This window comes from Paraflavitalea sp. (genome assembly GCF_059502485.1).
The window spans coordinates 301,653-327,313 of the sequence record NZ_JCACET010000011.1 but is presented as its reverse complement, the minus strand read 5'-3'; the positions used below and the strand labels follow the sequence as shown (position 1 = coordinate 327,313).

22 protein-coding genes are annotated in these 25,661 nt (G+C 46.6%); 13 read left to right on the top strand and 9 right to left on the bottom strand.

Annotation, left to right across the window (positions count from 1 at the left end):
• The first annotated feature begins 5 nt into the window (after positions 1-5).
• The 3 genes from AC5JBY_RS29155 to AC5JBY_RS29145 are packed head-to-tail and all read left to right on the top strand — an operon-like array spanning position 6 to position 1,940.
• The gene (locus tag AC5JBY_RS29155; protein WP_495908219.1) at positions 6-476 is read left to right on the top strand and encodes a hypothetical protein; all 471 of its coding nucleotides are present in this window, start codon (positions 6-8) and stop codon (positions 474-476) included.
• On the top strand, positions 446-1,246 hold the full coding sequence (locus tag AC5JBY_RS29150) for a sensor histidine kinase (protein ID WP_495908218.1): 801 nt from the start codon (positions 446-448) through the stop codon (positions 1,244-1,246). Before AC5JBY_RS29155 ends, AC5JBY_RS29150 begins: the two co-directional genes overlap by 31 nt.
• A 22-nt stretch (positions 1,247-1,268) precedes the next feature.
• Positions 1,269-1,940: a response regulator gene (locus AC5JBY_RS29145; RefSeq protein WP_495908217.1), complete on the top strand. Its 672-nt coding sequence runs from the start codon at positions 1,269-1,271 to the stop codon at positions 1,938-1,940.
• Here the strand turns inward: AC5JBY_RS29145 and AC5JBY_RS29140 are convergent, their stop codons facing one another.
• The gene (locus AC5JBY_RS29140; protein WP_495908216.1) at positions 1,941-4,376 is read right to left on the bottom strand and encodes a TonB-dependent receptor; all 2,436 of its coding nucleotides are present in this window, start codon (positions 4,374-4,376) and stop codon (positions 1,941-1,943) included. It abuts the gene before it with no gap.
• Positions 4,377-4,607: 231 nt separating this feature from the next.
• Here AC5JBY_RS29140 and AC5JBY_RS29135 point away from each other — a divergent pair, with 231 nt between their 5' ends.
• The 3 genes from AC5JBY_RS29135 to AC5JBY_RS29125 are packed head-to-tail and all read left to right on the top strand — an operon-like array spanning position 4,608 to position 8,797.
• Entirely contained in the window at positions 4,608-6,095 is a 1,488-nt protein-coding gene (locus tag AC5JBY_RS29135) for an ankyrin repeat domain-containing protein (RefSeq protein ID WP_495908215.1), read from the top strand.
• A gap of 5 nt (positions 6,096-6,100) precedes the next feature.
• Positions 6,101-6,595: a DUF2271 domain-containing protein gene (locus tag AC5JBY_RS29130; RefSeq protein ID WP_495908214.1), complete on the top strand. Its 495-nt coding sequence runs from the start codon at positions 6,101-6,103 to the stop codon at positions 6,593-6,595.
• Positions 6,596-6,601: 6 nt separating this feature from the next.
• Complete coding sequence (locus tag AC5JBY_RS29125; protein ID WP_495908213.1) at positions 6,602-8,797, top strand: PepSY domain-containing protein; 2,196 nt, start codon at positions 6,602-6,604, stop codon at positions 8,795-8,797.
• Positions 8,798-8,799: 2 nt separating this feature from the next.
• On the opposite strand, the gene AC5JBY_RS29120 is transcribed toward AC5JBY_RS29125, so the two are convergent.
• Positions 8,800-9,528 (bottom strand): siderophore-interacting protein, encoded by a 729-nt coding sequence (locus AC5JBY_RS29120; RefSeq protein WP_495908212.1) that lies wholly within the window; start codon positions 9,526-9,528, stop codon positions 8,800-8,802.
• 107 nt (positions 9,529-9,635) lie between these two features.
• On the opposite strand from AC5JBY_RS29120, the gene AC5JBY_RS29115 reads away from it, so the two are divergent.
• Positions 9,636-10,640, top strand: a complete 1,005-nt coding sequence (locus AC5JBY_RS29115; protein ID WP_495908211.1) for a helix-turn-helix transcriptional regulator — start codon at positions 9,636-9,638, stop codon at positions 10,638-10,640.
• 5 nt (positions 10,641-10,645) lie between these two features.
• Here the strand turns inward: AC5JBY_RS29115 and AC5JBY_RS29110 are convergent, their stop codons facing one another.
• Together AC5JBY_RS29110 and AC5JBY_RS29105 are read right to left on the bottom strand one after the other, a co-directional pair.
• Positions 10,646-12,151, bottom strand: coding sequence for an alpha/beta hydrolase (locus tag AC5JBY_RS29110; protein WP_495908210.1), 1,506 nt, complete (start codon positions 12,149-12,151; stop codon positions 10,646-10,648).
• 49 nt (positions 12,152-12,200) lie between these two features.
• Complete coding sequence (locus AC5JBY_RS29105) at positions 12,201-13,160, bottom strand: energy transducer TonB (RefSeq protein WP_495908209.1); 960 nt, start codon at positions 13,158-13,160, stop codon at positions 12,201-12,203.
• Positions 13,161-13,274: 114 nt separating this feature from the next.
• On the opposite strand from AC5JBY_RS29105, the gene AC5JBY_RS29100 reads away from it, so the two are divergent.
• The 3 genes from AC5JBY_RS29100 to AC5JBY_RS29090 all read left to right on the top strand — a co-directional run bounded on the left by AC5JBY_RS29100 (position 13,275) and on the right by AC5JBY_RS29090 (position 14,538).
• Positions 13,275-13,742, top strand: a complete 468-nt coding sequence (locus AC5JBY_RS29100; RefSeq protein WP_495908208.1) for a DUF6934 family protein — start codon at positions 13,275-13,277, stop codon at positions 13,740-13,742.
• Complete coding sequence (locus AC5JBY_RS29095; protein ID WP_495908207.1) at positions 13,742-13,900, top strand: hypothetical protein; 159 nt, start codon at positions 13,742-13,744, stop codon at positions 13,898-13,900. The genes AC5JBY_RS29100 and AC5JBY_RS29095 overlap by 1 nt, the downstream gene beginning before the upstream one ends.
• Positions 13,901-14,076: 176 nt before the next feature.
• Entirely contained in the window at positions 14,077-14,538 is a 462-nt protein-coding gene (locus AC5JBY_RS29090) for a DUF6934 family protein (RefSeq protein ID WP_495908206.1), read from the top strand.
• 46 nt (positions 14,539-14,584) lie between these two features.
• Here AC5JBY_RS29090 and AC5JBY_RS29085 read toward each other — a convergent pair whose 3' ends face one another.
• Complete coding sequence (locus AC5JBY_RS29085; RefSeq protein ID WP_495908205.1) at positions 14,585-14,884, bottom strand: hypothetical protein; 300 nt, start codon at positions 14,882-14,884, stop codon at positions 14,585-14,587.
• A gap of 163 nt (positions 14,885-15,047) precedes the next feature.
• On the opposite strand from AC5JBY_RS29085, the gene AC5JBY_RS29080 reads away from it, so the two are divergent.
• From AC5JBY_RS29080 to AC5JBY_RS29070, 3 genes are all read left to right on the top strand, one after another.
• The gene (locus AC5JBY_RS29080; protein WP_495908204.1) at positions 15,048-15,497 is read left to right on the top strand and encodes a cupin domain-containing protein; all 450 of its coding nucleotides are present in this window, start codon (positions 15,048-15,050) and stop codon (positions 15,495-15,497) included.
• 134 nt (positions 15,498-15,631) lie between these two features.
• Complete coding sequence (locus tag AC5JBY_RS29075; protein WP_495908203.1) at positions 15,632-17,650, top strand: T9SS type B sorting domain-containing protein; 2,019 nt, start codon at positions 15,632-15,634, stop codon at positions 17,648-17,650.
• Positions 17,651-17,701: 51 nt separating this feature from the next.
• The gene (locus AC5JBY_RS29070; RefSeq protein ID WP_495908202.1) at positions 17,702-19,048 is read left to right on the top strand and encodes an alpha-L-fucosidase; all 1,347 of its coding nucleotides are present in this window, start codon (positions 17,702-17,704) and stop codon (positions 19,046-19,048) included.
• 10 nt (positions 19,049-19,058) lie between these two features.
• Here the strand turns inward: AC5JBY_RS29070 and AC5JBY_RS29065 are convergent, their stop codons facing one another.
• From AC5JBY_RS29065 to AC5JBY_RS29050, 4 genes are all read right to left on the bottom strand, one after another.
• A complete protein-coding gene (locus AC5JBY_RS29065) occupies positions 19,059-19,526 on the bottom strand; it encodes an acyl-CoA thioesterase (protein ID WP_495908201.1) in 468 nt (155 codons plus the stop codon).
• 93 nt (positions 19,527-19,619) lie between these two features.
• Positions 19,620-20,447 (bottom strand): hypothetical protein, encoded by an 828-nt coding sequence (locus AC5JBY_RS29060; protein WP_495908200.1) that lies wholly within the window; start codon positions 20,445-20,447, stop codon positions 19,620-19,622.
• A 27-nt stretch (positions 20,448-20,474) separates the two neighbouring features.
• Positions 20,475-21,497 (bottom strand): polyprenyl synthetase family protein, encoded by a 1,023-nt coding sequence (locus AC5JBY_RS29055; RefSeq protein WP_495908199.1) that lies wholly within the window; start codon positions 21,495-21,497, stop codon positions 20,475-20,477.
• Between the two features lie 11 nt (positions 21,498-21,508).
• Positions 21,509-25,633 carry a hypothetical protein gene (locus AC5JBY_RS29050; RefSeq protein ID WP_495908198.1) on the bottom strand — a complete coding sequence of 1,375 codons (4,125 nt, stop codon included), beginning with the start codon at positions 25,631-25,633 and terminating at the stop codon, positions 21,509-21,511.
• Between the last annotated feature and the right edge of the window lie 28 nt (positions 25,634-25,661).

Genomic DNA, 25,661 nt, shown 5'->3' with positions numbered 1-25,661 from the left:
CCCTTTTGCACTTATATGTGGGCATCGGCTTTGTGCTGCTGGCATGGTTCTATACTACCTTGTTGCATAAGTTTATGCCTACCAAAATAATATGGCTGACGGCCATATTATTTTTATTGTATACCATTGTCAACGCTCTCTATTTTCAGGATATCTTTACATTCTGTTCTTATGCGTTGACAACAGAATCTGTCCTTATCATTATTCTGGCTATTTTTACTTTTACCGTTTTTTTAAACCGTATCGTAAAAGCTTCTCTGTGGAGCGACAGTAAAAGCCTGAATTGGATCAACGCGGGCTTGTTCATTTATTATTCCTCGACCCTGCTTATTTCTTTTTTTGGAACCGCTATTGTGCATCGTATTCAGGGAATGATAGCATTGTATACCTGGGTATTGCACTCTTTCTTCTCCATAATAATGTATACCTGTTTTATTATCGGTTTATGGAAACGATCAAAGACACCAATGTTGTAAGTGTGCTGCTCCCTATGGCAATCGTTATTTTTATCATTGCCGGGGGCGTAGTGTTGCTGAGTCTGTATTTTCAGAAAAGCCTGTATGCGCAAAAACTGCGAGAGGAGGAGTTGAAGAACAGGCATCGTGCTGAATTGTTGCGGCATAGCATTAGTGTACAGGAAATGGAGCAGAAGCGGATTGCGCAGGACCTGCATGACGAACTGGGAGCGGCACTTTCGATGATGAGAATGCACCTGATGCTGATAGAGCAAAAGGGGGAAGCACTGCCGGAAGGTGTCATGAAGTCGGTACATAACGCCCGCCAATTGTCGGAAGCTGCCATGGCAAGTACACGCAGCATAAGTCACCGGCTAATGCCGCCACAATTAGAGGCATTTGGTTTATTGAAAACCCTGGAGGGTGTGGCAAGGCAATTGAACAGTGCCGGGAATATAGCGGTGAACCTTGTCAATGATTCAAACGCTGAAGAATTAGCTTTTCCTGTTAGCCTGGGATTGTACCGGATCGCTATGGAGCTGATCAACAATACGATCAGGCATGCGCAGGCAAATAAGGTAGATATACTTCTTACTGTTGAAGAGAAACAGGTTACTTTTAGATATACTGATAATGGTATTGGTATAAGCGGAAATAATGCCAATGGATTAGGTCACAAAAGTATAGAGGCAAGGGTAAGTGCATTGGATGGGGTATTCGAAATGGGCAATAGTATGCAGCAGCCCGGCTTTTATGCGCTGGTCAAAATACCCCTTGAAGCTATTTCATAAACCGTCTAAATTATGCATGACTATGGAGAACAAGATTTACGTAGGCATAATAGAAGATCAACTGCTTTTCAGAGAAGGGATGAAGGCGATATTGAGCAATTGGCCTGAATTTGAACTGGTGTTTGAATGTGCCGACGGCTATTCGGCTATAGATAAGTTAAATAAATGTACTGTCCTTCCGGACGTAATGCTGGTGGACCTGTCACTACCGCCACATGGACAGAAAGAGTTTAGCGGACTTCATGTGACGCTGGCGCTGGCGGAAGCTTATCCGGATATGAAGATCCTTATTTTATCTGTTCACGAAGATGAGAACTTTATCACGCAGTTGATCAATCATGGCGCACATGGCTACCTGGTAAAAGATGTCGATCCCGGAGAAGTACAGGAGGCCATTATATCTGTTCATAAAAAGGGCGCCTATATCAATGAGCGCACCTTGCGGGCCTTACAACATAACACCGGAAAAAAGGTTAGGACCGTAAAATTGCTAACGCAGATCACCAGGCGGGAAGAAGAAATATTGCAGCTTATCTGCCGCCAATATACTGCCGAGGAAATAGCCGAAAAGCTCTTTATCAGTGTGAAGACCGTGAATGGGCACCGAACCAACTTGTTGCAGAAAACCGGTAGCCGCAATGTTACCGGGTTGGTGCTGTATGCTTTGAAAAATAATATCGTCGACCTGGTATGATTAGTTAGAAGGCGCCGCAGGTTTTGTCAGCATATCATCGTTATTGACGCCTTTCTTCTTCGATACACTTTCTGTGAGCTTACCGAAGTTCCAGGTCAGTGCAAGTACTCCGCCAGCCCTGATCACCCGGGTCATATTGGTATTGTAAAAGTTCTTGTCTTTGGTGGTATTCGTGAATTCACGATTCTTTTCATAATAGTTTACGCCCCTTAAAGAAATATTGATCTTGTTTTTAAACACCTTATAATTGAGGGCAACATTGTGCCAGGTATTGAAAGGGTAGGTGGTTTGAATGGTGGGGAGTTCCTGCCAAAATCCAAAGAAACTGCTCGCCATGAACTTCTCTGAGAACTTATAGGTAGTATTGAGTCCCACATCATAACCAAAACCATTGTTGGATTGCGATGCATCCGAGTTGTTGGTTACCTTATTGTACCGGACTGAACCTCCAATATAGATATTCCACTTCTCAGTGATCCTGGTGCTCAGGTTCAGGTTCAGGCCAGCTTGAAACTCTTTGCCGATATTCAGGCTGGTAGTTTTCGTAATACCTGTTTGTGGGTCGAAAGATGAATATTGAAGGATCTTGTCGTCGCTATAGCTACCATCTATATTGATCCCTATAAACGTATTGCCTTTATTGAACCGCACCTGGGCAGATAGCGCATGGGCTGTTTGAGGGCCCAGATCGGGATTGCCAAAAGAGATATTCAACGAATCATTGTTGTATACAAATGGGTTGAGGTCCCAGATATAGGGCCGCTGTAATCTTTTGGTATAATTGAATACGAGCGTTGTTACGGGGCTCATCCGGTTGGTGAACTGGATATTGGGCAGCAGGGTAGTGTAGCTGCTTTTCACCTGTGTTTTGGAAGAGGTAAAGTCGCCGTCTATATTGGTATATTCAACGCGCAGGCCTGCACGGATGGTAGACTTCTTCAACCGCAGGTTATACATGCTGTACAGGCTGATCACATCCTGGCCATATTTAAACCGGTCGGTGTTGGCAGGGTTGGTTTTATAACCATCAGACTCAACATGCTTGATAAGACTTTGAAAGTCGGAGCTGGCGCGTCGCAGGATCGCTTTTAAGCCGCCTTCTATCTTGCTGCTTTTATTGATCGGGATGATGTTATCGGCCTGGATGGTATATTGGTTATTGACAGCATGGCTATTGTTGATGAGGTAGCGATCCGTGCCGGGGTTGTCCTGGAAACTGTTGAGCTCCGCATCATTCTTGCCAAACTCTCCTAAAAAGCGCAGGCTAAATTCCCTGTCCTTATTCTTTTTAAACTTCTTTATGTAATCGCTGCCCACTGTTACGCCCGGATTGTTGACCTTGTTAAACAGGTGATAGTAACTCACTGTAGAAGGCTGGCCATTGAAATCAGTGGTGATCGTTTGGTCGCCCACCGTCTTGTTGGACCAACTGTCGATATTGGCATACAGGCTGATCGTGTTGAGGCTATCGAGCTCCCAGCTTAATTCTGCATTGCCAAAATTCCAGCCCGAGCTGGCATGCTGATCTCCATCGAGCGTTCTTTTCGTGTATATATTTTGCGTGGCAGGGGTGGTTGTGTTGGTATTGTGTTGCAACACGGGGTCCTTAAAACCAGTATTGAAGAAAACGCTTAGGCCAATGTTGCCAAACTTGGCATTACCATTCACTGAAAAGTTGTTCAACTTGTCGCTGGTGCGGGAGAAGGTGGATAGTGAACCATTGTAGCCTGCTACTTTTTTCTTCGTGATGATGTTGATGAGTCCGCCTATGCCTTCGCCATCGTATTTGGCAGAAGGGGAAGTGATCACTTCTATCTTTGAAATGATGGCTCCGGGAAAGCCTCTTAATGCTTCTTTGACATTCCTGGCAAACATGGATGTTTCGCGGCCATTGAGCAATACACGGAAATTGGGTTTGCCGTTTATCTTTATATTATCCTCGCCATCTACTGTGATAAAAGGGGTCTTGCGCAAAATGTCGATGGCCGTTTCTGTTTTGTTGGTGGGATCATCTTCTACGTTGAATACGATCTTATCATCCGATTGTTCCACCATTGGCCTTCGTGCATTTACCACCACCTCTTTCAGCATGCCAGTTGCCTTTGATAATTGTACAGGATCGATCTGCATATCGCCGGTTGCCGAAGTAATTTTTACGGAGATACTTTTCTCTGCAAAACCTGTATGGGTAAAGGAAAGTGTGTAGGTCCCGGTATCCGGTTTGTTGAGCAGGTAGCTGCCGTTATCCTTTGATAAAGTGGTTTCTAAGGGAACCGTATTGTTCTTTTTGAAAATGCGGACAGTAACTAATGGAATAGATCTGCTGCTGTCTGAAACTGTTCCGTTCAACTTTGAGGTTGTTTGCGAGAACGCTTCATGCCCTGGTATAATAAGCAGCGCAACCGCTACAAGAGCGGTTAGCAAAAACTTTTTCATGGCTGTAGTTTTGCAGGTTACTATGTAAGATTAACGAATTTATTCGTACGTCGGCAATCTATGTGATGAAAGGCACCAGCCGGATATAAACTTTCCCGCCGCTTGATAATTTTCCGGATTGTGTAAATGAAACACAGGGGTGATGGCTACTTTTGCCGATAGATCATATATGTACCCTTCTTTGTTGATAAACACTTCATTTTCACCCCTTATCAGGTAAAGTATATACAGATGAAACGATTATTGGTAACTCTTTTTGTACTGACATCTTTTCTGGCGCAGGCCCAGCAAAACACATTATTAGATGCAGCTTTCTGGAAAACGAATCCGGACGTGGCCGCTGTAAAGGCCGAGATCGCCAAGGGCAATGACCCTGCAGCATTTAACCGCTCCTCTTTCGACCCGACGGTGCTGGCCATCAATGCCAATGCTTCTACAGAAGTGATCACCTTCCTGCTGGAGCAGAAAGGCAATGATGTCAACAAAATAACGCATGACTCACGCACTTATATTTTCTGGTCTGCCGCCCGCGGCAATCTCCCAATCGTAGAATACCTGATCAAAAAAGGCGCTAAGCTGGACCTGCGCGACAGCCATGGCAGTACTGTCTTTGGCTTTGCTTCCGGCGGTGGCGCTGCCAATATACCCGTGTTTGAGGCGCTGATCAAGGGTGGTGGCGATATCAAACAAAAGAACCAGGAGGGCGCCAGCTTGTTGCTGACAGGCATCGCCAACGACAAAGATTTTGCACTGACCAATTACCTGGTATCGAAAGGTCTTTCTCTACAGGAAACTGATGCTGCCGGCAATACGGCATTCAATTATGCAGCGAGAAGCGGCAATATCGAATTGATGAAAACGCTGCTGCAAAAAGGTGTTAAATATACCGACAATGCTATGATCATGGCCAGTCAGGGCGGCCGTGGTGGCGGCAATGGATTGCCCGTATTTCAATACCTGGAGAGCCTTAATATCAAGGCTTCTGCAGTGAATAAGAATGGTGAGAATGCGCTGCATAATCTGGCACGCAGACCCAACCAGCAGGAGCTCATCAAGTATTTTGTTTCTAAAGGAGCATCGTTAAAGCAAACCGATAATGAAGGCAATACGCCTTTTATGAATGCTGCTACCAGTAATAGGGATACTGCCACGCTGGCGCTGCTGTTGCCCGGCGTTAATATCAACCAACCCAATAAGCAAGGTGCTACTGCATTGACGATGGCGGTCCGCAGCAATTCTCCTGAGATTGTTCAGTTCCTGGTGCGCAATGGCGCTGATGTGAAGGTGAGTGATGGGGCAGGCAATAACCTCGCTTATTACCTGGTGCAATCTTATGGTACAGGTGGTGGACCTGGTGCTCAACCGGCACAGGACCCGTTCAGCGCCAAACTGGCCATCCTCAGCCAGGCTGGATTCAGCCCTGCCACTCCGCAAAAAGATGGCAATACGCTTTATCACCTGGCTATTATCAAGAATGACCTTTCTCTGTTGAAACGCATAGAAACATTGCAGGTAGATGTAAACGCCAAGAATAAGGAAGGCATCACGCCGCTGCACAAAGCAGCGATGGTTTCCAAAGATGACGCTATCCTTAAATACCTGTTGTCAATCGGCGCTAAAAAAGATGCAACCACCTCCTTCAAGGAAACAGCCTATGACCTGGCTAAAGAGAACGAGCAATTGTCTAAAACCAATGTATCCGTAGATTTTCTAAAATAAAGATGATGAAGCGTTTTTGTAAGATAGTATTTACCCTGGTGATCCTTTACTTCCTACCCATTGAAAGCAAGGCCCAGAAGGCTGGCAGCACGCAATATAAATGCCTGGTGCAAATGACCAATTACACAGGACAGGGTGCTTATATCGTGGTGTCGCTGATAGACCCCAAAGGCAATTATGAAAAGACATTGCGGGTAATGGGGCCAGATAAGAAATGGTACAATACGCTGGTGTCCTGGGACAAGTTCCGTAAGAAGAAGCCGGCAGATGTAGATGCTGTTACAGGGCCTTCCGTAACCGGTGGTGATCGTTCGGTAACTGTGTTGGAGATCGAGAACACAAAGATCAATGCGGGATACAAACTACGATTTGAAACAGCAGTGGAAGACCAGAAATACCACGAGAAGGATGTGGAAATACCTGTTACTACAGAAGGCCTCGCCAGTAAGGTGGATGGCTCCGGGTATATCCGCTACGTAAGGCTGGCTCAAAATAATTAAGTACTCATGACGATCTCTGTATGGAGATACAGCCATTTCGCACTGGCCGTATCTTCTTTTCTTTTTATAACCCTCGCAGCTGTAACCGGTATTGTGCTCGCCTTCGAGCCAATCACGGGGAAGTTGCCTTCTTATAAAGGAGATCGCTTCGATGAGCTTACATTGGCAGAAACCATTCCGGCTCTTCAGCCATCTTTTAAATCGATTACTAAGATCACGGTCGATGCGCATCAGTTTGTGGTGGTGCAGGGTACTGATAGCAGTAAGCAGGCCGTGGAAGTATATGTGGACCCCGGCACTGGCAAAATATTGGGCAAGCCCACCAGGCAACATGCTTTTTATCAGTGGGTCACGGCCTTGCACCGTTCATTGTTCCTACATGAAGCAGGGCGTTTTTTCGTTGGCCTTGCCGCTTTTCTTCTTTTGCTCATAGCTATTTCAGGCACGATACTGGTGATACAGCGCCAACGTGGCTGGAAACGTTTCTTTACGCGGGTAGTAAAAGAGCATTTTTCCCAATACTATCATGTGGTGCTGGGACGCTTAATGTTGATCCCTATTATATTGATCGCGTTGACCGGCACCTGGCTGTCGCTGGATAATTTTCACCTGCTGCCTGAAAAGAAGATTACCCACCAGATCAACGAAGATTCTATTAAAGAAGAGCCTGCGCTGAAGCCTGCCGACTTTCCTCTGTTCAAACAGATCAAGCTATCGCAGGTGCAAAGTGTGGAGTATCCTTTCTCTGAGTTCCCGGAAGATTACTTCATGCTGAAGCTGAAAGACCGGGAGATCGCCGTGAACCAGTTTACCGGTGAAACGCTTAGTGAAGTCGTGTATCCCATGACGAGGATATTGTCGCAACTCAGTCTTGATTGGCATACGGGCCGAGTGAGTGTGATCTGGGCCATTGTGCTGGCTGTTGCTTCTATCAATATCCTGTTCTTCATTTACTCAGGCTTTGTTATCAGTTTGAAACGACTGGCCAACCGCGCCAGCAATAAATACAAACCGGAAGATTGCCGCTTCATCATTCTTACGGGTTCAGAAAAAGGCAGTACGATGGGCTTTGCCAAAGCGCTGTATCAGCAACTGATCGCGCAAGGGGAGAAGGCGTATTTTACAGAGCTCAATAATTATAAGGTGTTTCCCAAAGCAGAACACCTGATCATTCTAACTGCCACCTATGGCCGTGGTGATGCCCCTACCAACGCAAAGCGGTTCTCCTCACTGGTAAAAAAATATCCGCAGCAGCCGGGTGTTCATTTCTCTGTAGTTGGGTTTGGTTCACATGCGTATCCCGACTTCTGCCAGTTTGCTTTCGAAGTAAACAACCTGCTTTCTATACAAAGCTGGGCAGTACCATTACTGGAAATACATACGATTGAAGACAGATCTCCTGACCAGTTCAACCAATGGCTGGTGACCTGGTCGCAAAAGACAGGGCTTACCGGTATTGCTTTGCCGGAGACTTTACGTCAAAAACCAGCGGGCCTTGAAACGATGGTAGTGGTGGAGAAAACGGATGCTGCGCATGCTGACGAACCATTTATCGTGAGGCTTAAACCATCCTGGAGGAATAAGTATACTTCGGGTGATCTGCTGGCTGTGTACCCTGCCAATGATTACCGGGAACGTCTTTATTCTATTGGCAAAGTGGATGGGCTTATTCAGTTGAGTGTAAAATTGCATCCGGAAGGACTGGGGTCTTATTACCTCTACCAGCTTGCACCGGGTGATCGTATAGAAGCAAGAGTAGTGCTCAATCCACACTTCCAGTTCCCGGCCAAAGCACCAGCGGTGATCATGATCTCCAATGGTACTGGTATTGCGCCTTTCCTGGGCATGATAGAACAACACTCACCGGCAACAGCCTGTTATTTATACTGCGGTTTTCGTTATCGGTCATCCTTTGCGCCCTTTGCTGCCGCGATGGAAAACTCATTGGCCAATAAACAACTGAACAGTTTACAGGTGGCTTATTCGAGAGAAGGAGACAAGCACTATGTGAAGGATCTGCTGGCGAAGGATGCCGGTTTTGTAGCGCAAACACTTGCACAAGGTGGTGTGCTGATGCTATGTGGATCACTCTCTATGCAGCATGATGTGATCGAATGGCTGGATACTGTTTGCCAGGCGCAAAACAACAAATCCATCAGCTTCTACCAATCTCACGGGCAGATACTAATGGATTGTTATTGAGATTACAGTCCTTTCTTTCCATCAGCCCAATACGCATCTGTTCGTATCTGCTTTGCCTCCACACCTTTATCCAACAAATACTTTTTAAACCTGCTAATGGACATGGCCCTGCCTGCGAGGTAGAAGGTAGCGCCCTTCCAGTTGGCCCAGCAATCAGGATGCATGTCTTCCATCCAGGTGATGGCATTCACTGCAGGGGCATCCATAGCCGTATGCACACTGTCGACCATGATCTTCAGGGCAGGCAATGCAGGTTCATGTTGTGGTTGCAGCTCCAGTACACCAAAGTACTCATGGCTGCAGGCGAGGGCAGTGGTCTTGTACCAGTTGAACAAGCCAATCGATGTTTCATCACCAAAGAAGAAATGATGTTTAGCCTGCAAATCATATTGCAGTTTTCCTTCACCACTTCTGAACTTCACTTGTTGTCCTTCCTGTAAGCTGGATGCCCATTGACTTCCGGGGCCTTTACCATGCAGGTAAAAGAGCACCGTGCATAGTCCCTGCTGTTTGTTGAATGAGGAAAGCGTGTAATGTCGGAAACTGGTATCGTCCACCCTAAACTGGACAATCTTTCCGGGTAGAAAGTTCTCGTGATCGAAGTCGCCTTTGAAGGTGACTTGTTTTAACTCGTCTGTTATCATGGCTATATTGGCAACTACGGCCTGTCGTAACCAGGGATTGGCTACAGTGATCATCGTATCAGCCAGCCATTTTGGAATTTGTGGCATGGAATATAACGGTATTAATCAATGGATGGTTAACTTTACAAAAGTATCTACAACCGTAATGGGCATTGTTATGTTAAACGGATAAAGATTTACACCAAACGGATTTTATGCGTATCAGTATCAAAGATGGTGATGGCGAGAAATTCATTTTCAGTGATGACTTTTACCGGGATGCTATCAGCCAACCGCTGGTAACGGAAAAGCGGGAGATATTCAGTTTCCCTTTTGGTGATGCAGAGCTGGTGAGGGTGGCATTTCCTGGTGTGTACATCGTGTATGGCGATATGCAATTGTACGAAGCCCGTTTGCTCTATTTTGAAATGCTGGACCATGACGATTTGGTAGAAATGCATTTTACCCTGGCAGGCAGAGGTACCATGCGGGATGCGGTGACCGGTAGCCAATACCACTTCCGCGAAAACCACCACAACATGCACTACATGCCCATTTTCATTGGCAGTGGTGATTATGGACAGAATGTTCGCTACAAATTCTTCGAAGTACATTTTACCAAAGACTTCTTTATAGAACTGGCCCGGCAGGGCAGTCCGGGGCTTATGCGTTTTGCAGAGATCATACAGAGCGATAAAGCAGCCCTGCTCAGCCAGCAGAACCTGCCCATTTCATTTGCCATGCATCAGTGCATCCGCGACATTATGCATGGAGGCTTTGAAGGCGGGTTGAAGCTGTTGTTCCTGCAATCCAAGTGCATCGAACTGTTGACGCTACAGGCGCAGATGTATGAGGATATCGCGAAAAGGTCATCCGGAGGACAATTGTTCACCAGCATTAGCGGCCACGATAAAGAGAGCATAATGTATGCGCGGGAATACTTGTTGCAAAATGCCTTACAGCCACCTTCCCTTACTGAGCTGGCGCGGATAGCAGGCATCAATGAGTTTAAACTAAAGCAGGGGTTCAAGCAGGTGTTCAACAATACCGTGTTTGGCTACCTGAGCGATTACAAACTCAATGAAGCCCGCGACCTGTTGCTCCAAGGCGATAGCACCATCAAGGAAGTGTCTGATAATTTAGGCTACTCATCTGTGCAGCATTTCAGTAATGCCTTCCGTAAGAAGTTTGGCATGCCACCCGGCAAGCTAAAAAAGTAGGTATTTTATTCATACCCATATTTCTTCAGAAAACCAGTACGCAAGGCTGATATCTTTGGAGTAAATCTTCTGTCGAACCATATTGCATGACCTGCCCCTTCCAGCGTTTGAAACTCCAGGTCGTTACCTGCTTGTTGGGATGCAGTGGCAAAAGCCTGGGCGGTTGAATAAGGCACACTTTGATCGCCAGTACCATGGATCAGCAGCATGGGGGGCAAACCTTTTCGCACCAGGTGTACCGGTGATATCTCTTTCACCGTGTTTTTATCTTTCAGGTCTTTTGCAACCCAGGCAGTGTTTTTATCAGTAATAAAGTCATACACCCCGGCATTCACCAATAGTAGGTTAGGAGTGGCGCTATAAAGCAGGTTGTCTGTGCTTTCATTCCATTTATTGGCCAGTGCTGTTGCCAGCACCAGGTGACCACCAGCCGAATTGCCTGTTGCCACTATCCTGTTTGTGTCGATACGATACGTTGCAGCGTGTTGGCGCAGCCAGCGTATGGCCGACCGGGCATCTTTTACCGCTTCGAAAGGCGTAGAGCCATGGCTGTCGGCCAGCCGGTATTCTACCGAAGCGGCTACCCAACCTTTCTTTGCATAGGCAGCACAGTTGTAAAAGGCCCATTCCGGATTACCTTCCGTCCAGCTGCCACCACTGAAATACACGATCACGGGTCTTGGTGTGGTCAGTGTGCTATCGGGCAAAAACAAGTGAATATCCAGCTTGAAACCATCTACTGTTTTGTACGTCTCGATCAGGTGATTACTCCGTTCCTGCAGTCCTTCCCGGTAAGCGGCGTTGAGCTTTCTGAAACGTGTAGTATCTCTATGGGTAAGGCCATAGGAGTGCATAAACGGATCGAGGTGCTTCACACCAAAGTTCTCGATATGATTGTTCAGGTATTCATGCTTCCAAAATTCACGGCAGTCTTCGTTTTGAATATAGCGGGGTATTACCTGCAAGGTGGCCATGAGCCGTTGGTTATCGAATGTCCTGTAGGTGGGGGCGGTGAGCTCGATAGACGATTGATGGCGCAGGAAAGCCCTGATATAAGCTTTAACATCTTCGCTTTTAAGGAAGGAGGTATCATTAAAGAACGCCCTATTAGCGTCCAGCCGCTTTTGTGCAGGTGAGGACAGCTTGACTTTCTTGCCGGTAACCGTTTCATGAAAATAGGGATAGTCGAGTATAAACCTGTCGAAGAAGAAGCGGATATCTGTTGCTTCTGCAGTAATGAAACCTTTATCAGTCTGATTACTTTGGGCTTTATAGCGATCAAGCCCGGTTTGGAAGGTTTGCCGCAACGAATCGACGATACGGACAAAAGCCTTTTCCTGTAGTGCGTACAACTCATTCCTGTTGGGATAGAAATAACCGGCAAAGCTGCGGCTCACCATCCTTTGTCCTGCCTGGTATTGCTGGCGCAAAGTATCTGTGGAAGCAGGTTGAGCAATACTACTATAGCAGATTAATAATAGGAGTACGGACAGGTAATTAATTTTTCTCATGTTTTGGTCGGCTTGGGTTAAGTAACGGGAGCCGACTAAAGATAAAGGATTACTTCATTACCTGGAACACTACCGGCTGTGTCATTTGCTGCGGCACTTTGACGCCAAATACGGTAGCGGGTTTCCATCGGGGTGATTCGATAACAATACGTATCGCTTCTTCGGCGAGTTTGGCGTGTACTTCTTTTTTATTTCTCACCGATACGTTGGAAACCTGCCCTTGTTCGTCGACAAGGAAGTCGACGATCACTTCCTGCGTAGCAGTATTTTGATCCCGAGGAATCTTCAGGTACTTAACTGCCAGATCACCCTTCAGGTTGTTCTGCAGGTATTTGTTCCAGCCACCGCTACCGGAAAATCGTGCGGGTACACTGATGGCTTCATACGTAAACTTTTTCTCCGGCAGTGCAGGCAGGTTGAAAACAGCATCATCTACGGGTGTTTGTTTGATGGAGGTGCATTGGTGGTTTAGTGTATACGCCTTGTTTTCCTCCGTATAGCTTAACCATATGGAGCTGGTTTCCCGGATAAACGCATCGTAGTGGCCGATCTTATTATTCTTGTTGTATTCAGGATTCTGGTACAGCGAGGGGGCATAGAATAGTTTGGTATTTCCCTTGCTTGTTGTTATGACAATCGCTTTACAATCTATACCGGCGATATTCTTTTGCTCAGTCTTTTTTTCGACATTGATCACCTGGGTGGTGTCGCTGTCATAATCGAGATAATACAACGTGTCGATCTTTTTGATCTTGATATATACCCGTTGCTTTTGCGGGATATAGTATTCGTCTCCATAAACCGTCGTACGGCGCATGTTACCTTTCTTGATCATCACCTCCAGCTTATCGCCCAACCCTAACATCGTTTTCCAGATCTGGTCGCTGATGCCTGGCATGTTGGATTTTGTTTCTACTGTGTAGGTAATAGTTCCTTCGAAATCCTTTTGTTGGGCTAACAGGGTACTGGCAAAGGCTACGAACAGGCATAAGAGACTCAGCTTTTTCATCATGGGTGATTTAGGAGAGGCGGAAATTAGGAAAGTTTGGGCAGATGCTGGAATTCTCTTGTAATATGAAAAAGTAAATCCTGAGACCTCTGAATTTCGTATGTCTACAGACGTATGAATTATGAAAGATATACTGAATGGGAAATTTCATCAGATTCGTTAGAATATCGATTCATTAGTAGTGGCCCTATGGGTGATATTCCCAAAATAATTCAATTCCAGGCAACCTTTATTCCCGACATGTATAACCTATCTTTTGGTGACATATGTCAGGACGGCTCCATTGATGATTTAGTGGTGAACAATAATAGAGACAGAAACAAGGTACTTGCCACTGTTGCTGTAGCAGTCTATGAGTTCACCCGTAACTATCCTGAAAAGACTGTATTTTTTTCAGGAAGTACTCCTGAAAGGACAAGGCTTTACAGGATGGCTATTACTCTTAATTATGAGCGATTAATGCTTGATTTTGAAATACTTGGAATAGTAAGGGATATGAATGCCTTTCTGGATGTGCCGTTTGAAAGAGGGGTGAATTACTTTGGCTTTTTATTGAAACGGAAAATTAGTAAATTTGAGTAATGAAAAAGAAAACAAAGTTAAAGGGAGCGAAAGATTTTGGGGTAACTCTAACAGTCAACAAAGAGCTTGACGCGCTTTCGCGCAAGGTACTTTTTCCGGAGAAGCTGGAACAGGCCAACAAAATCCTTTCCAATACCAAGTTCAGGTACGTGAAATAACTATCTTTATATAGCATGCAAAAGCCACCCACGGGTGGCTTTTTTGTTTATCCACAATTAGAGTAGCTGGATAGTGATTAAAAAAAGTTTCAATAAGTAAGTCCCGATTGGGGTCTATTGCGTATATTTTACCAACCAAACTAACAAATCCTGGCCCCTAACGACATCTTTCGCTTATGAAGTTTAACAACCCCTCAGGCATACTGGCAGCTAACGGCTACCAGCAATATGAATTCACCAGCACAGGCCCTAAAGGGGCGATCTCCAAGATCATTCAGTTTGAGCCAACGCACAATGAGACAATCGTCAACCTGTCCTTTGGTAATAAACGGGCTGATGGGAGCATAGATGACATGGCCAAAAATGGCAATAAAGACAAGAATAGTATCCTGAATGCCATTGCGTCGGCGCTTGTCTCCTTCTTTGAAGCACACCCGGATAAATGGGTATTCTTTGCAGGTAGTACCCCGCAAAGAACAAGGCTTTACCGTATAGCGATCACCCATACGTTTAAAGAACTGGCCACTGGTTTTGAAGTAATGGGGGTAGTAAGTGAAAGAGGTAACTACTTCGATACTACTTTTGAGAAAGGAGTAGACTACCCTGCATTCCTGGTTAGACCAAAGAAGAGTAATTAAAACGACGTCTTGAATATTCTCATCTTTTAACTTCTCGATCACTCAGTCACCGTATCACAATCGTCTGCAGATAATGGTGCTCACCGCAAAAAACAGCTACTTTATAGATGCCAGTGCCTATTTTGGCGGGTAGCCAAATGGTGTGTGTGGAGAAATGATCCTTATGTGCCAGGAAAGTTTTGAACAGCAGTACGCCGCTTAGAGTATAAAAGTAAACAGCAAAGACACTTCGCTCGATATTATACAATTGAAGCCAGAAACGCTTCTCTGTCACCAGGCTGGGGTACAACGTAATGCGTTGAGACAGCTGTAAATACCGTGCAGCAGGTAGTAATGACTGGTTCATAGGATAACTTGTTATAAGTAAATACGGATGCCCTACTGTCCGGACTTTCCGATGAAAGAGGGCGATGATAAAAGTAGCCACTTTTTGAAGTGCCTGCAATAGTAGAGTTATGAGCCTGCGCGGTATTTTTACCAAACACCTACCTTTAGTACAAAGAACAACTATGACAAAAAGAGACCTTTCCTTAATAGGCATCACCATCTTAGTAATGTGTGTGCCATTGGCCATTGTGGCCCATAAGAACCAGGAGCCCCAAATGTCTTCTTCCATTTTTGATTGGGCAACCATTAAAGTAACGCCCACCAAAACGGGCGAAAGGCGTCAACTCTTTCAGGCGCCGACGCCAACCCTGGATGAACTGGAATGTCACGTAACCACCCTCAACCCTGGAGAATCTCCACACGCGCCACATCAACATCCGGATGAAGAGCTGATCATTATTAAAGAAGGAACTGTTGAATCGACCGTAAATGGCATGGTAAAACGAGTAGGAGCGGGATCGGTGATCTTCCAGGCAGCGAACCAACTGCACGGCATTAAGAACGTGGGTACTACACAGGCGGTTTATCATGTTATTAAATGGAAAACTGCCAAAACAGGAAAAAGCAATTAAGGGAGAGGCAGGCCGCGGCCTTTAACGTCCGTTTAATATTTTATGGGCTATCTTAGCTGCGTTGGATGAGCCTGCTTATGCCGAAATTTTCTACTATTTGCAACGATCACCTATTAATAAGGGTCAATACTCCTATGCAATGGAGAGTAGTTGTATGGGTATTGATCATACTGTTTCCCAATTATTTACTGGCTCAAAACTGTACCGCACTGGGGCAAAGCCCTGCTTCTGCTTTCCCCGTTTGTGGTGAAAGCACCTTCACACAAACTACTGTTCCCATTTGCGGAAATACACCCGTAGCTGTTCCCGGATGTCCCGGCGGTGGTTATTCCGATAAAAATCCTTTCTGGTATCAATTTACCTGCTTTACAGCCGGTACCCTCGATTTTCAGATCACCCCCATCGACCTGGGTGACGATTACGATTGGATGCTGTATGATATTACCGGCCGCAATCCATCAGAGGTATTTACCAATAACAGCCTCATTGTTACCGGCAACTGGTCTGGTTCATCCGGGGTGACTGGCGCCTCGTCCAGTGGCGTTACTTTCATTCAATGTGGTTCCAGCCCCGGTGAAAACAAACCCACCTTCGCCAAATCGCCCACGCTGATAGAAGGACATACCTATCTCTTGCTGGTGAGCCATTTTACCGACTCTCAAAGCGGCTATAAGTTATCGTTTGGTGGTGGCACAGCCGTGATCACCGATCCCAAACTGCCTGCACTGGCAAGTGCTTCTGCGGCCTGTGGTGGTACCATCCTGCGGGTGAAGCTCAATAAGAAGATGAAGTGTAGCAGCCTCGCGGCCGACGGCAGTGATTTTACGCTGACACCCGCTGCTGGCACTATTACCGGCGCTATAGGTGTTGGTTGCTCAGCCAATTTTGATCTTGACAGTGTAATATTGACCACAAGCGGTGTCATTGCCCCGGGTGTATATAACCTTTCCATGAAAAAGGGGAGTGATGGAACTACTTTGAGAGATAACTGCGACCGTGAGATCAACGAAGGTGATGCCCTTCCTGTGACAGTATATCCCCTCGTACCCACACCGATGGACAGCCTTTCGCTTCCTGTTCGGTGCGAGCCTGATGAGATACAGGTCTTTTTCAGGGGCTTGATGCGTTGCAATTCTATTGCTGCTGATGGTAGTGATTTTGTGATTCCCGGTTTGCCGGTAGGTATCAAGAGTGCGGCTGGGGGCAACTGTACCAATGGACTTTCACCTGTGGTCATTATAAAATTCACAGCGCCTATACAAACGGCCGGCAACTGGAACATACAGCTAAGGCAGGGTAGTGATGGCAATACGATCATCGATGAATGTGGTATGCCTACACCTGCCGGCGCCAACCTCAACTTTGTCACGTACGATACGGTCAATGCCGACTTCACGTACAACGTGTTATGGGGATGTAAGAAAGATACCGTCGAATGTTTCCATCCCGGTGGTAATGGTGTGAATGAATGGGCCTGGAACTTTGATAACATCGGTAGCAACCAGCTGCAAAACCCTTCCTTCATTTTCCCCACTTTCGGCAGCAAGAAGATTGTGCTGAACGTAACCAATGGCATTTGCAGGGACAGTGTAGAGACCATTGTAGTGCTCGATAATGCCATGGATGCACGTTTTGGCGGCCCTGTGTTCCAATGTCCGGAAGACCTGGCCGTGTTTACAGATAGTAGTACGGGTAAGATCGTTTCCTGGAACTGGACCTTTGGTAATGGTCACACCAGTGCACTGCAATTACACGAGCCACAGCGATATCCGCGGCCTGCCGCCAGAACGAAAAAGTATACTGTGCAACTCGTCGTTCAAAATGATAAGAATTGCAAGGATACTGCTTACCATCAAATAGAAGTAGTAACTTCCTGCTATATCACCATACCTACAGCTTTCAGCCCCAATGGTGATAACAACAATGATTACCTCTATCCAATGAATGCCTTCAAGGCCACCGATTTATTATTCAGGGTGTACAACAGATATGGGCAATTGGTATTCGAAACAAAAGATTGGATGAAGCGGTGGGATGGCAATTTCAATGGGCAAAAACAACCTTCCGGTACTTATGTGTGGACGCTTTCTTATACCCACACGGATACAAAACAAAAGATCGTCCAGAAAGGCGCTACGATGTTGGTGCGTTAGCGTACATTTGGTGCCTGCCGGGCGGCTGGCACAGCTAACACATCAACCATTATGTTGCGAAGATCACTACTAACAACTTTTGTACTATCTGTACTTTGTCTCGCCACTTTTCAACCTGTACAAGCACAGGTACATATTTCTCCTGATTCCATACGGCCCAAAATGCAGTGGTTTGCCGATGCCAAACTGGGCATATTCATTCACTGGGGCATTTATGCGGTGAATGGTATCGATGAAAGCTGGAGCTTTTACAACAAAAAGATCAGTCATCCTGATTATATGAAGCAGCTGGCCGGCTTCACTGCCAGTCGCTATAACCCGGATGCCTGGGCTGCCCTGATCAAAGAAAGCGGTGCCCGTTATGCGGTGATCACCACCAAACACCATGATGGTGTAGCACTTTGGCCCACCCGTGAAAATCATTATAGTGTAATAAAAAATACACCTGCCCGTCGCGATGTACTAACACCTTTTTATAAAGCGCTCGACAAACAAGGCATCAAACGCGGCGCTTATTTCTCGCTTATTGATTGGAGCCATCCTGACTACCCGGCTTTTACAAAAGATAGCAGCCGCTACCGCATGGCCGATGAGCCACAGCGCTGGGAGCGCTTCCGCCAGTTTTACCAGTCGCAGATCAATGAACTTAGCCAGGCTTATCATCCGGACCTTTGGTGGTTTGATGGCGACTGGGAGCACAGTGCTGCTGAATGGGGAGCAGCCACTGTGCGCAGCAGTATATTGAAAGAAACACCAGGTGCTATTTTAAACAGCCGCTTGCAGGGGTATGGCGATTATGAAACGCCCGAACAAAACTTTCCCGTTACAAGGCCTGCCTTCAACTGGTGGGAACTGTGTATGACAATCAACAACAACTGGGGCTATCAGCCACAGGATACTGCCTGGAAAACACCTTACGAAGTGATCACCATCTTTGCCGATGCCATCAGCAATGGCGGCAACCTGCTGCTGGATATTGGTCCCAAAGAAGACGGTACCATTCCTGCTCAACAAGTACATGTGCTGAAAGAGTTGGGCAAGTGGAACAAAAAACACGCGCCAGCCATTTTCAATACCCTGGGTGGTATAGCGCAGGGACATTTCTACGGACCTACTACTTTGTCTAAAGATTCATCCACTTTGTACCTGTTCATTCCAGCCAAAACAACAGGACAGGTAATGATCAAAGGGCTAAAGAATAAGATCCAGGAAATAAAAGTAGTGGGAGGCACACAAACCCTCACACACAAGATCGTGGGAAAGATATCCTGGAGCCCGGTGCCGGGCCTGGTATACATACCTGTGCCTCCGGCTGTGCAGGATGAATACATGACGGTGTTGGCAGTAAAGCTCGATGGGCCTGTTCAATTATACAGGGGGCGGGGAGGACTTAATTAATATCAGTGTATTAAAACTGCTCCTTTGTAGCCTCATTGATTTCTTTACGCAGTTCCGATAGTTTGATGGCATATTCCTGTAGCTTTTTCTCCTCTTCCGTTTGAGGCGTCCATGCCGGAACGGGCACCGTTTTACCTTCGTCATCTACGGCTACAAATACGATCACACAGTGCGTGGTCTTGGTTTCTACTTTTGTTTTGGGATTGATGGCTTTGATGTCTACGGCAATATGCATACTGGTCCTGCCGGTATAAATGATCTTGGCCTGCACTTCTACAATATCACCAATGTGGATTGGGTTGATGAACCGGATGCCGCCTACATACACCGTAACACAATACTGACTGCTCCAATTGACAGCGCAGGTGTAAGCTGTCTGGTCAATCCATTTCATTACAGCGCCACCGTGCACTTTGCCACCAAAATTCACATCAGCAGGCTGACTCAAAAAGCGAAACTTGACAATATGTTCATCCATGAATTACCGGAGTTTAGGCACGGAAGGTATAAAAAAAGAGGCTGACATACATCAGCCCCTTGCGCAAAATAAAGTGAAGGAGTTATAACTTATTTATATCAGCCCGGCGGTCTTCATGCCAAAAATATTGTTCACTTTTTCAGTGAGCATGTTGCTCAGGTCTTTCAAGGCGCCCGGGTCTCTTAGCTTTGCATTGATATTGTCCACCATTGCCTTGCTCACCTGGTCATAATTCGCAGCCTGGTTGGCCAGGAAATTAAACTGGTCACCACTACTCATGTGTATCGAAATACAGATATTGGAATTCTTCTGAGCGCCCGGCGCAGTACAGGTAGCCACTGTAGTAGTGGGACCAGCGATCAACGCCATAGCATTTACTCTTACCAGCAGACGGTCCGCATGGTCAGGGTCGGGAATAATATCCATATTGCCGTATCCCTGCGCTTCAAATATCTGCGCCTCGAAAGTGCCGTTGCCTATCACCGTATAATCGTCGCCACCCATGAGCGGTGTACATTTCTGCGTAAAAATATAGCTACCTGTCACCGTAATGTATTGACTGGTTACATACTTGCCGGGAGGCAGCTTACAGAAATTAAGTGTTGTTTCCAGGTTCGTATTCTTTATAGTAGGTTTATTGGCGCCCGGCTGCAAATTGTACAGCCCTTTAATGGTTACATCTTTTAGTTTCAGTGAAGGATATCCATCACATTTTCCTAAGTGATCGTCGTCATTACAGGCTGCATCCACTTTCTCCGGCAGTTGGGGCATATCCCATTCATCTACATGGTAGGGATCATAACTCGTTTGCTGTTCACTCAGCATTTTTGGCAGGAAGAACTGACTGTCGGGTATTACCATCTGTCCCCATAGATAATTGACAATAAACTGTAAGATAGGTTCGTCATTTGCTTTAAGCATATGCTATAATTTAAGGTGAGTTAAAAATTACTCATCATTGACCACGGCTTCCACAAGCGCCCGCAGGCCCTCGGCGTACTTATTGTTGCCATAAGACTCCAGTTGCTCCAGTGCTTTGATCATATACACCCTTGCTTCGGAATACGTTTTATCAAGGCCCGGCGATTGTAACACCAGTTGAGTGGCCTGCCGGAATTCCTGTTCGGTATAAGGTTTCCCTGACAACACCTTCCGCACCGGGTTCTTCACCGGCAACCCTTCCAGTACATACACGTAGGGAAGAGAAATGCGGCTATTCTTCAGGTCGATGAATTGTTGCTTGCCCGATTTTCCATCCCCATGAAAAATATCCTTCAGGTCATCCATGATCTGGAAAGCCCGCCCACAATAAAGGCCAAACTTTTCCATATTACTTACAAGGCCGACACGTGCATCCATCAACCTGGCGCCAGCCTCACAGGACAGCGCGATCAGCTTGCCCGTTTTACGATCGATGATCCGCAGGTAGCGGCGGCGTAGGAAATCAGTTTTCCACGACACTTTCTGTTGCAGCTCGTCAATCTCTCCTTTGCATAAGTTGAAGGCTGCGTTCAGGTAATGCTGCACCAGTTTAAGGTCCTGCTCTGTACGCACAGCACCTACGAAATTGCGCATGGATTCGATCATCTGCATATCGCCCACCAGCATGGCGATATCATTACCACGCTCAGCATTCAGGCTGGGTAATCCGCGGCGTAGCGGGGCCTTGTCTACAATGTCATCGTGGAGCAAAGAACCTACGTGCAACATTTCCAGCGATACCGCAGCACGGATCACTTTGCCAGGCAACAGCGCACTGTTATTTCTCTTGTCATTGAGTTTGGCACTTAGCAAAAGCAGCATTGGCCGGAATCTCTTCCCTCGTTTATACAGCTCTAGCGTGTTTTTGGTCAGGTACTTCCGTTGTGTCTTCAACGTCTTCATCAATTCCACTTCAAACCGGTCCAGTTCCTTTCCCAATAGACCTTGTGCATGGGAAAAGGCTTCCGACTGTGTCATGGTTGTCGTCATGATTCAAAAGATCAATTGTTAATGTATACAACACCCATTTCCTCTCTGTTTACTCCTTGCACAAACTGAGCATACGTATCGCGCCGGTAAGGCCGCAGCTCCGCAATCAGCGGTTCCAGGTCGTCTGCTGCACCAGGCCCGCCGTTAGCAGCTACAACATGCAATGCCGTGATGATCTCTTCCACGACCAGCATATCCGTCGCTTCGGGCGACGTGCATTCCTGTAACACCCTGTATAGCCGCGCGCGCACCACTGCATTGCGGGCACAAACGCCGTCGATCAATGGTTGGTTCATATAATAGTGATACAGCATTTCCTGCGCGCGCGGAGCGGTCGTTAGTGTTTGCAGCAACTCGATATCGGGCCGCGCCGTAAACACAGTTGGGTGCGATAGGATTTCATGCGCGTTATTGATAGAGCAGAAAGCAAGAATATCGCTTACGAGTTTTTCTGCAGCGGCAACAGCCATGCCCCATATCGACACCAACGCTTCGACGATAGCCATAAAGCCCCAGCCTATATACCGTAGCAGCTTCGCTGCTTCATCGGCTATCACATTGAAAACATTGTACAGTATTCTCGCTACATCTTCAGCCACCTTGAACAATCCCTGCTTCAATGCTTCTATCCATTTCTTCACGTCCGCCACGAGATCGCGGAACAGTTGTGCGGGGTATTTGATGAAATAATCGATCAATGCCTGCTTCAGGTCACTCCATGATTTGATCTCCAGCTTGAGATCGGCCGAAAGCGTGAGAGAGCCCCAGGCGAAGGAGCCCTTCACCTCGAATGTAAAGCCGGGATTGATGATCACCGTAACCGACATATCGAGGTGCATATCGATGTCGATAGCTGGTATGATCGTAAGGCCATCAATCTTGAGTGGGGAGGTGTGGAAACTTAAATCGATAGAGCCACCAATGGAGCCATAAAAATTAAATGCACCATTGGAGTTGCCCAGCCTGCACATCATGTTCGTCTTGAACACATTCAACAAGTTGGTGCTGGCTTCAAACGTAAACTGGCTGTCGGAGATATAAGCATACAAAGTACTGGTAAAGCCCAACAGTGTTATCGAGCCCGACAGGGTAAGGTATGGCTTACCGGGCGTGGGGGATGTCAGGAATGTTGTGTCGATCAGTCCGTATGGACCTTTTTCACCCGATGCATCCGACAGTTTAAACAATCCATTGGCCAGTGAAAGCGGCTTATTGATATAGCCCGATGCCTTGATACCTGTGCTGAAATACACAGCAATGTCGAACACTGCTTCAAAACCATAGAACAGGATATCGCCACTGGCATAAAAGCCCATTTGGTATTGCGTGCCCGTAGCCGGATTGCGCCAGCCCGACGGGTCCAGTACAACATACAGCTGAAATTCCCGGAAGCCTATACTGTTCAGCACAGGTATCCAGCTCAGATCGAGCGTAGTAAACTCTTTGATCAGGTCCGTCAGGAAGATGGTTTTGCCCTTATCCTGTTCGATGAGTTTGAACACAAAGGCATTGAGCACAGGCACCTCACCTATAATGCCACCCACGAGGTCCAGCTCCAGCTCTACAGGATTGGTTTTGCCGATGTCTACATTGCCACCAAAGCCAAACATCAGTTCGCCCTTCACTGATACACCTATTTCCCCCCAGAAGTTCTTGATCGTGAGGCCCTCCAATCCCAGTGGGTCTTTCCAGCCCGGGCTGGTGGTAGGAGGCGCTATGCTCGTCAGCATATTTCTTACCAGCCTGCGATGCGTGTGCATTTGCATCAACTGCACATTGCGCTGATTGATCAATTCACTATTGGCCTTAAATACAAAATAAAGATCGAACGATCCATCGAGCGTTAGCGTACCCCCACCAATGAACTCGAGCTTCACCTCCTTGCCTTTGTTGGGTCCGGCAATTTCCGTAAAGGAAAAAGAAACACCCGTTTGCAGCGAGAAAGATTTGGTGGCCGGTGAAATAATAAGTTGAAACCCGTTGAATGAATACTTATTTTGTTTGGAAGGCTCGCCGATACTGGCAATAAACTGTGAATTACTCAGTGGGTCTGCTATGTATGCGTACAGGTTGATGCCTGTTGCATTGGGGAAAAACATATTGAGCGTCTTCAGCAGATCACCTCCGAATGCGATGGTGGTGAAAAAGGTAAGCCCTTTCCCCACAGTCTTGGGAATGGTAGAAGGAGGGTTTGTCCATTGCACGGCCGGGTTGTCGAGTGAAGAGATCAGCAAACCCGATTTGGTGAAACTGATATCCTTGAATATGTCGGCAAAAGTGCCCGGCCATTGCTGTGCCGGCGACCATGACCAGTTTTGCGTCCATACCCCTGCCAGGCAGCCCCAGACGCCGTCCTTTTTTTGTATTTCAAACAAAAGCCCTACATCCGTGCCATTGATCTGCACGGTAGATGTAATATTGAAATCATAATTGGTGCCGGTCGGTTGATTGCCGCCATTGGAATTAGTAACCGTTAAGGTCACTGTGGTGTCCTTAAGGTCCAGCTGCGGAAAGCCGCTGGGTAAAGAAAGATTCACGACACCCACAATATCTTTGGCCAGTTGCGTAAGGTTGATCTCAGGGAATTTACCAGTCAGCTGGAAACTCGTACGAATGTCCCAGTTTACCATAAACTCCGCAATCGGGTCCGTACCGGTAGCTGGTAAAAAATCGACCACGGCATAAATATTACCTGTAGTAGCCGGGTTTTTATTGCCATCGTAATTCAGACTCAAAGAAGATTCCTTCAGCTGGATTGAACGGATACCTGAATTGATCTTCCATTCACCCGTAAAACCAGCCTGCAACGAATAGTTTTTATTCCCCGGGGTACCATTTACATACAGTTGATTGCAAATGAGTACGGGGAAGCCGGAGGCGGCAGGGTAGAACTTGGAAAATAGTTGAGTGAGGTTAAGCGTACTATTGTAAAGCTGAACATAAAAAGCAGGTTGCGGAAAATTGGCATTCACCAGCACAGGTACATTATCCACCAATATCGCTGTGCCATTCACCAATGTGCTGATAGATGGACTGTTGGTAATATCGTCCACCATAAAAGTCACATCAAAAGTCTTGATATCGAAATAGCCCGGCAGAATATCCCATTCACTGGTGCTGCCCACATCTGCAGCAATTGCACTGAAAGCCTGTAGTGGGCTTTTCGTAAGCAGACTGGTATCAAAATAAAGACGTACAGCTTTCAGCGTTATCAGGTTGCTCAGGTTCTTTATGTATTGCTTCAATACTTCGCCTACCGGTGCGTTGTTCATGAACTTTGCCAGCTCCTCCAGCCCATGTGTCACAGCATTACCCAATTTAGCCTCAAACACCAATTGCTTTCCCGGATTGCTGATATCTACACTAACAGGAATAGGTGGCGCCTGTCCTATAGTCACCTTGCTGCAAAGTAGAATAGCAGCCGACAGCTTGTTATTGGTTCCGGCAATAGCTGTACTACATTGTAGGTAAACAGGCAACGTTAAAAAATGAAGATCGATACTGACTGTTGGAGTAGTAATCAGGATACCGGGTTGAAGTTTATCGAGGTCTGCAATATTGCCGCCAAGAATTTGAATGCCCCCGGAGATCGTGATGCTGGTGCCGCCACCGAGCAATGAGGCTACTGTGTTGAGCAAGCCACTGGTTGTTTGCAGGGCGCCGCTATAGAAGTTCAGACCTGGAGATAAAGAAGGATAGGGGGCTGTAGCCGCCTTCGCATAAGAACATAAGAGAAAATGACATTGCCGGAAATCTAACTGTGAAAAAGAGTCACTGCCAAGTATAGGAAAAGAGGTCGCAAATTTCCAGGAGGCAGGCAGCGGGATATCTATGTACAGCGCCGGCGTGCCGTCCGCTACCGGGTTGCCATTACCATCGATAATGGAAAACACGATAGTAGTTACGGACTGGTCATTTACATTCAGCAGGCTCATCTTGCCGGTGAGCGTGATGCTATTACTATCCTTTTGCGGTGGCTGCGTCATGCCGCTTACAGTCATTGTACTGCCCATCCAGGAGCTGATCAGCTTATCTACAGGCCCGTCAGGACCCAGTGCATTGGCTGGCAGGTTTAAAGAAGTGCCATTGAATACAGGTGCATTCGAAAGTATATTGTAGAGCGCATCGAGTGTCATGGTGCTTGATTTAGAAATTGAGAGAAAA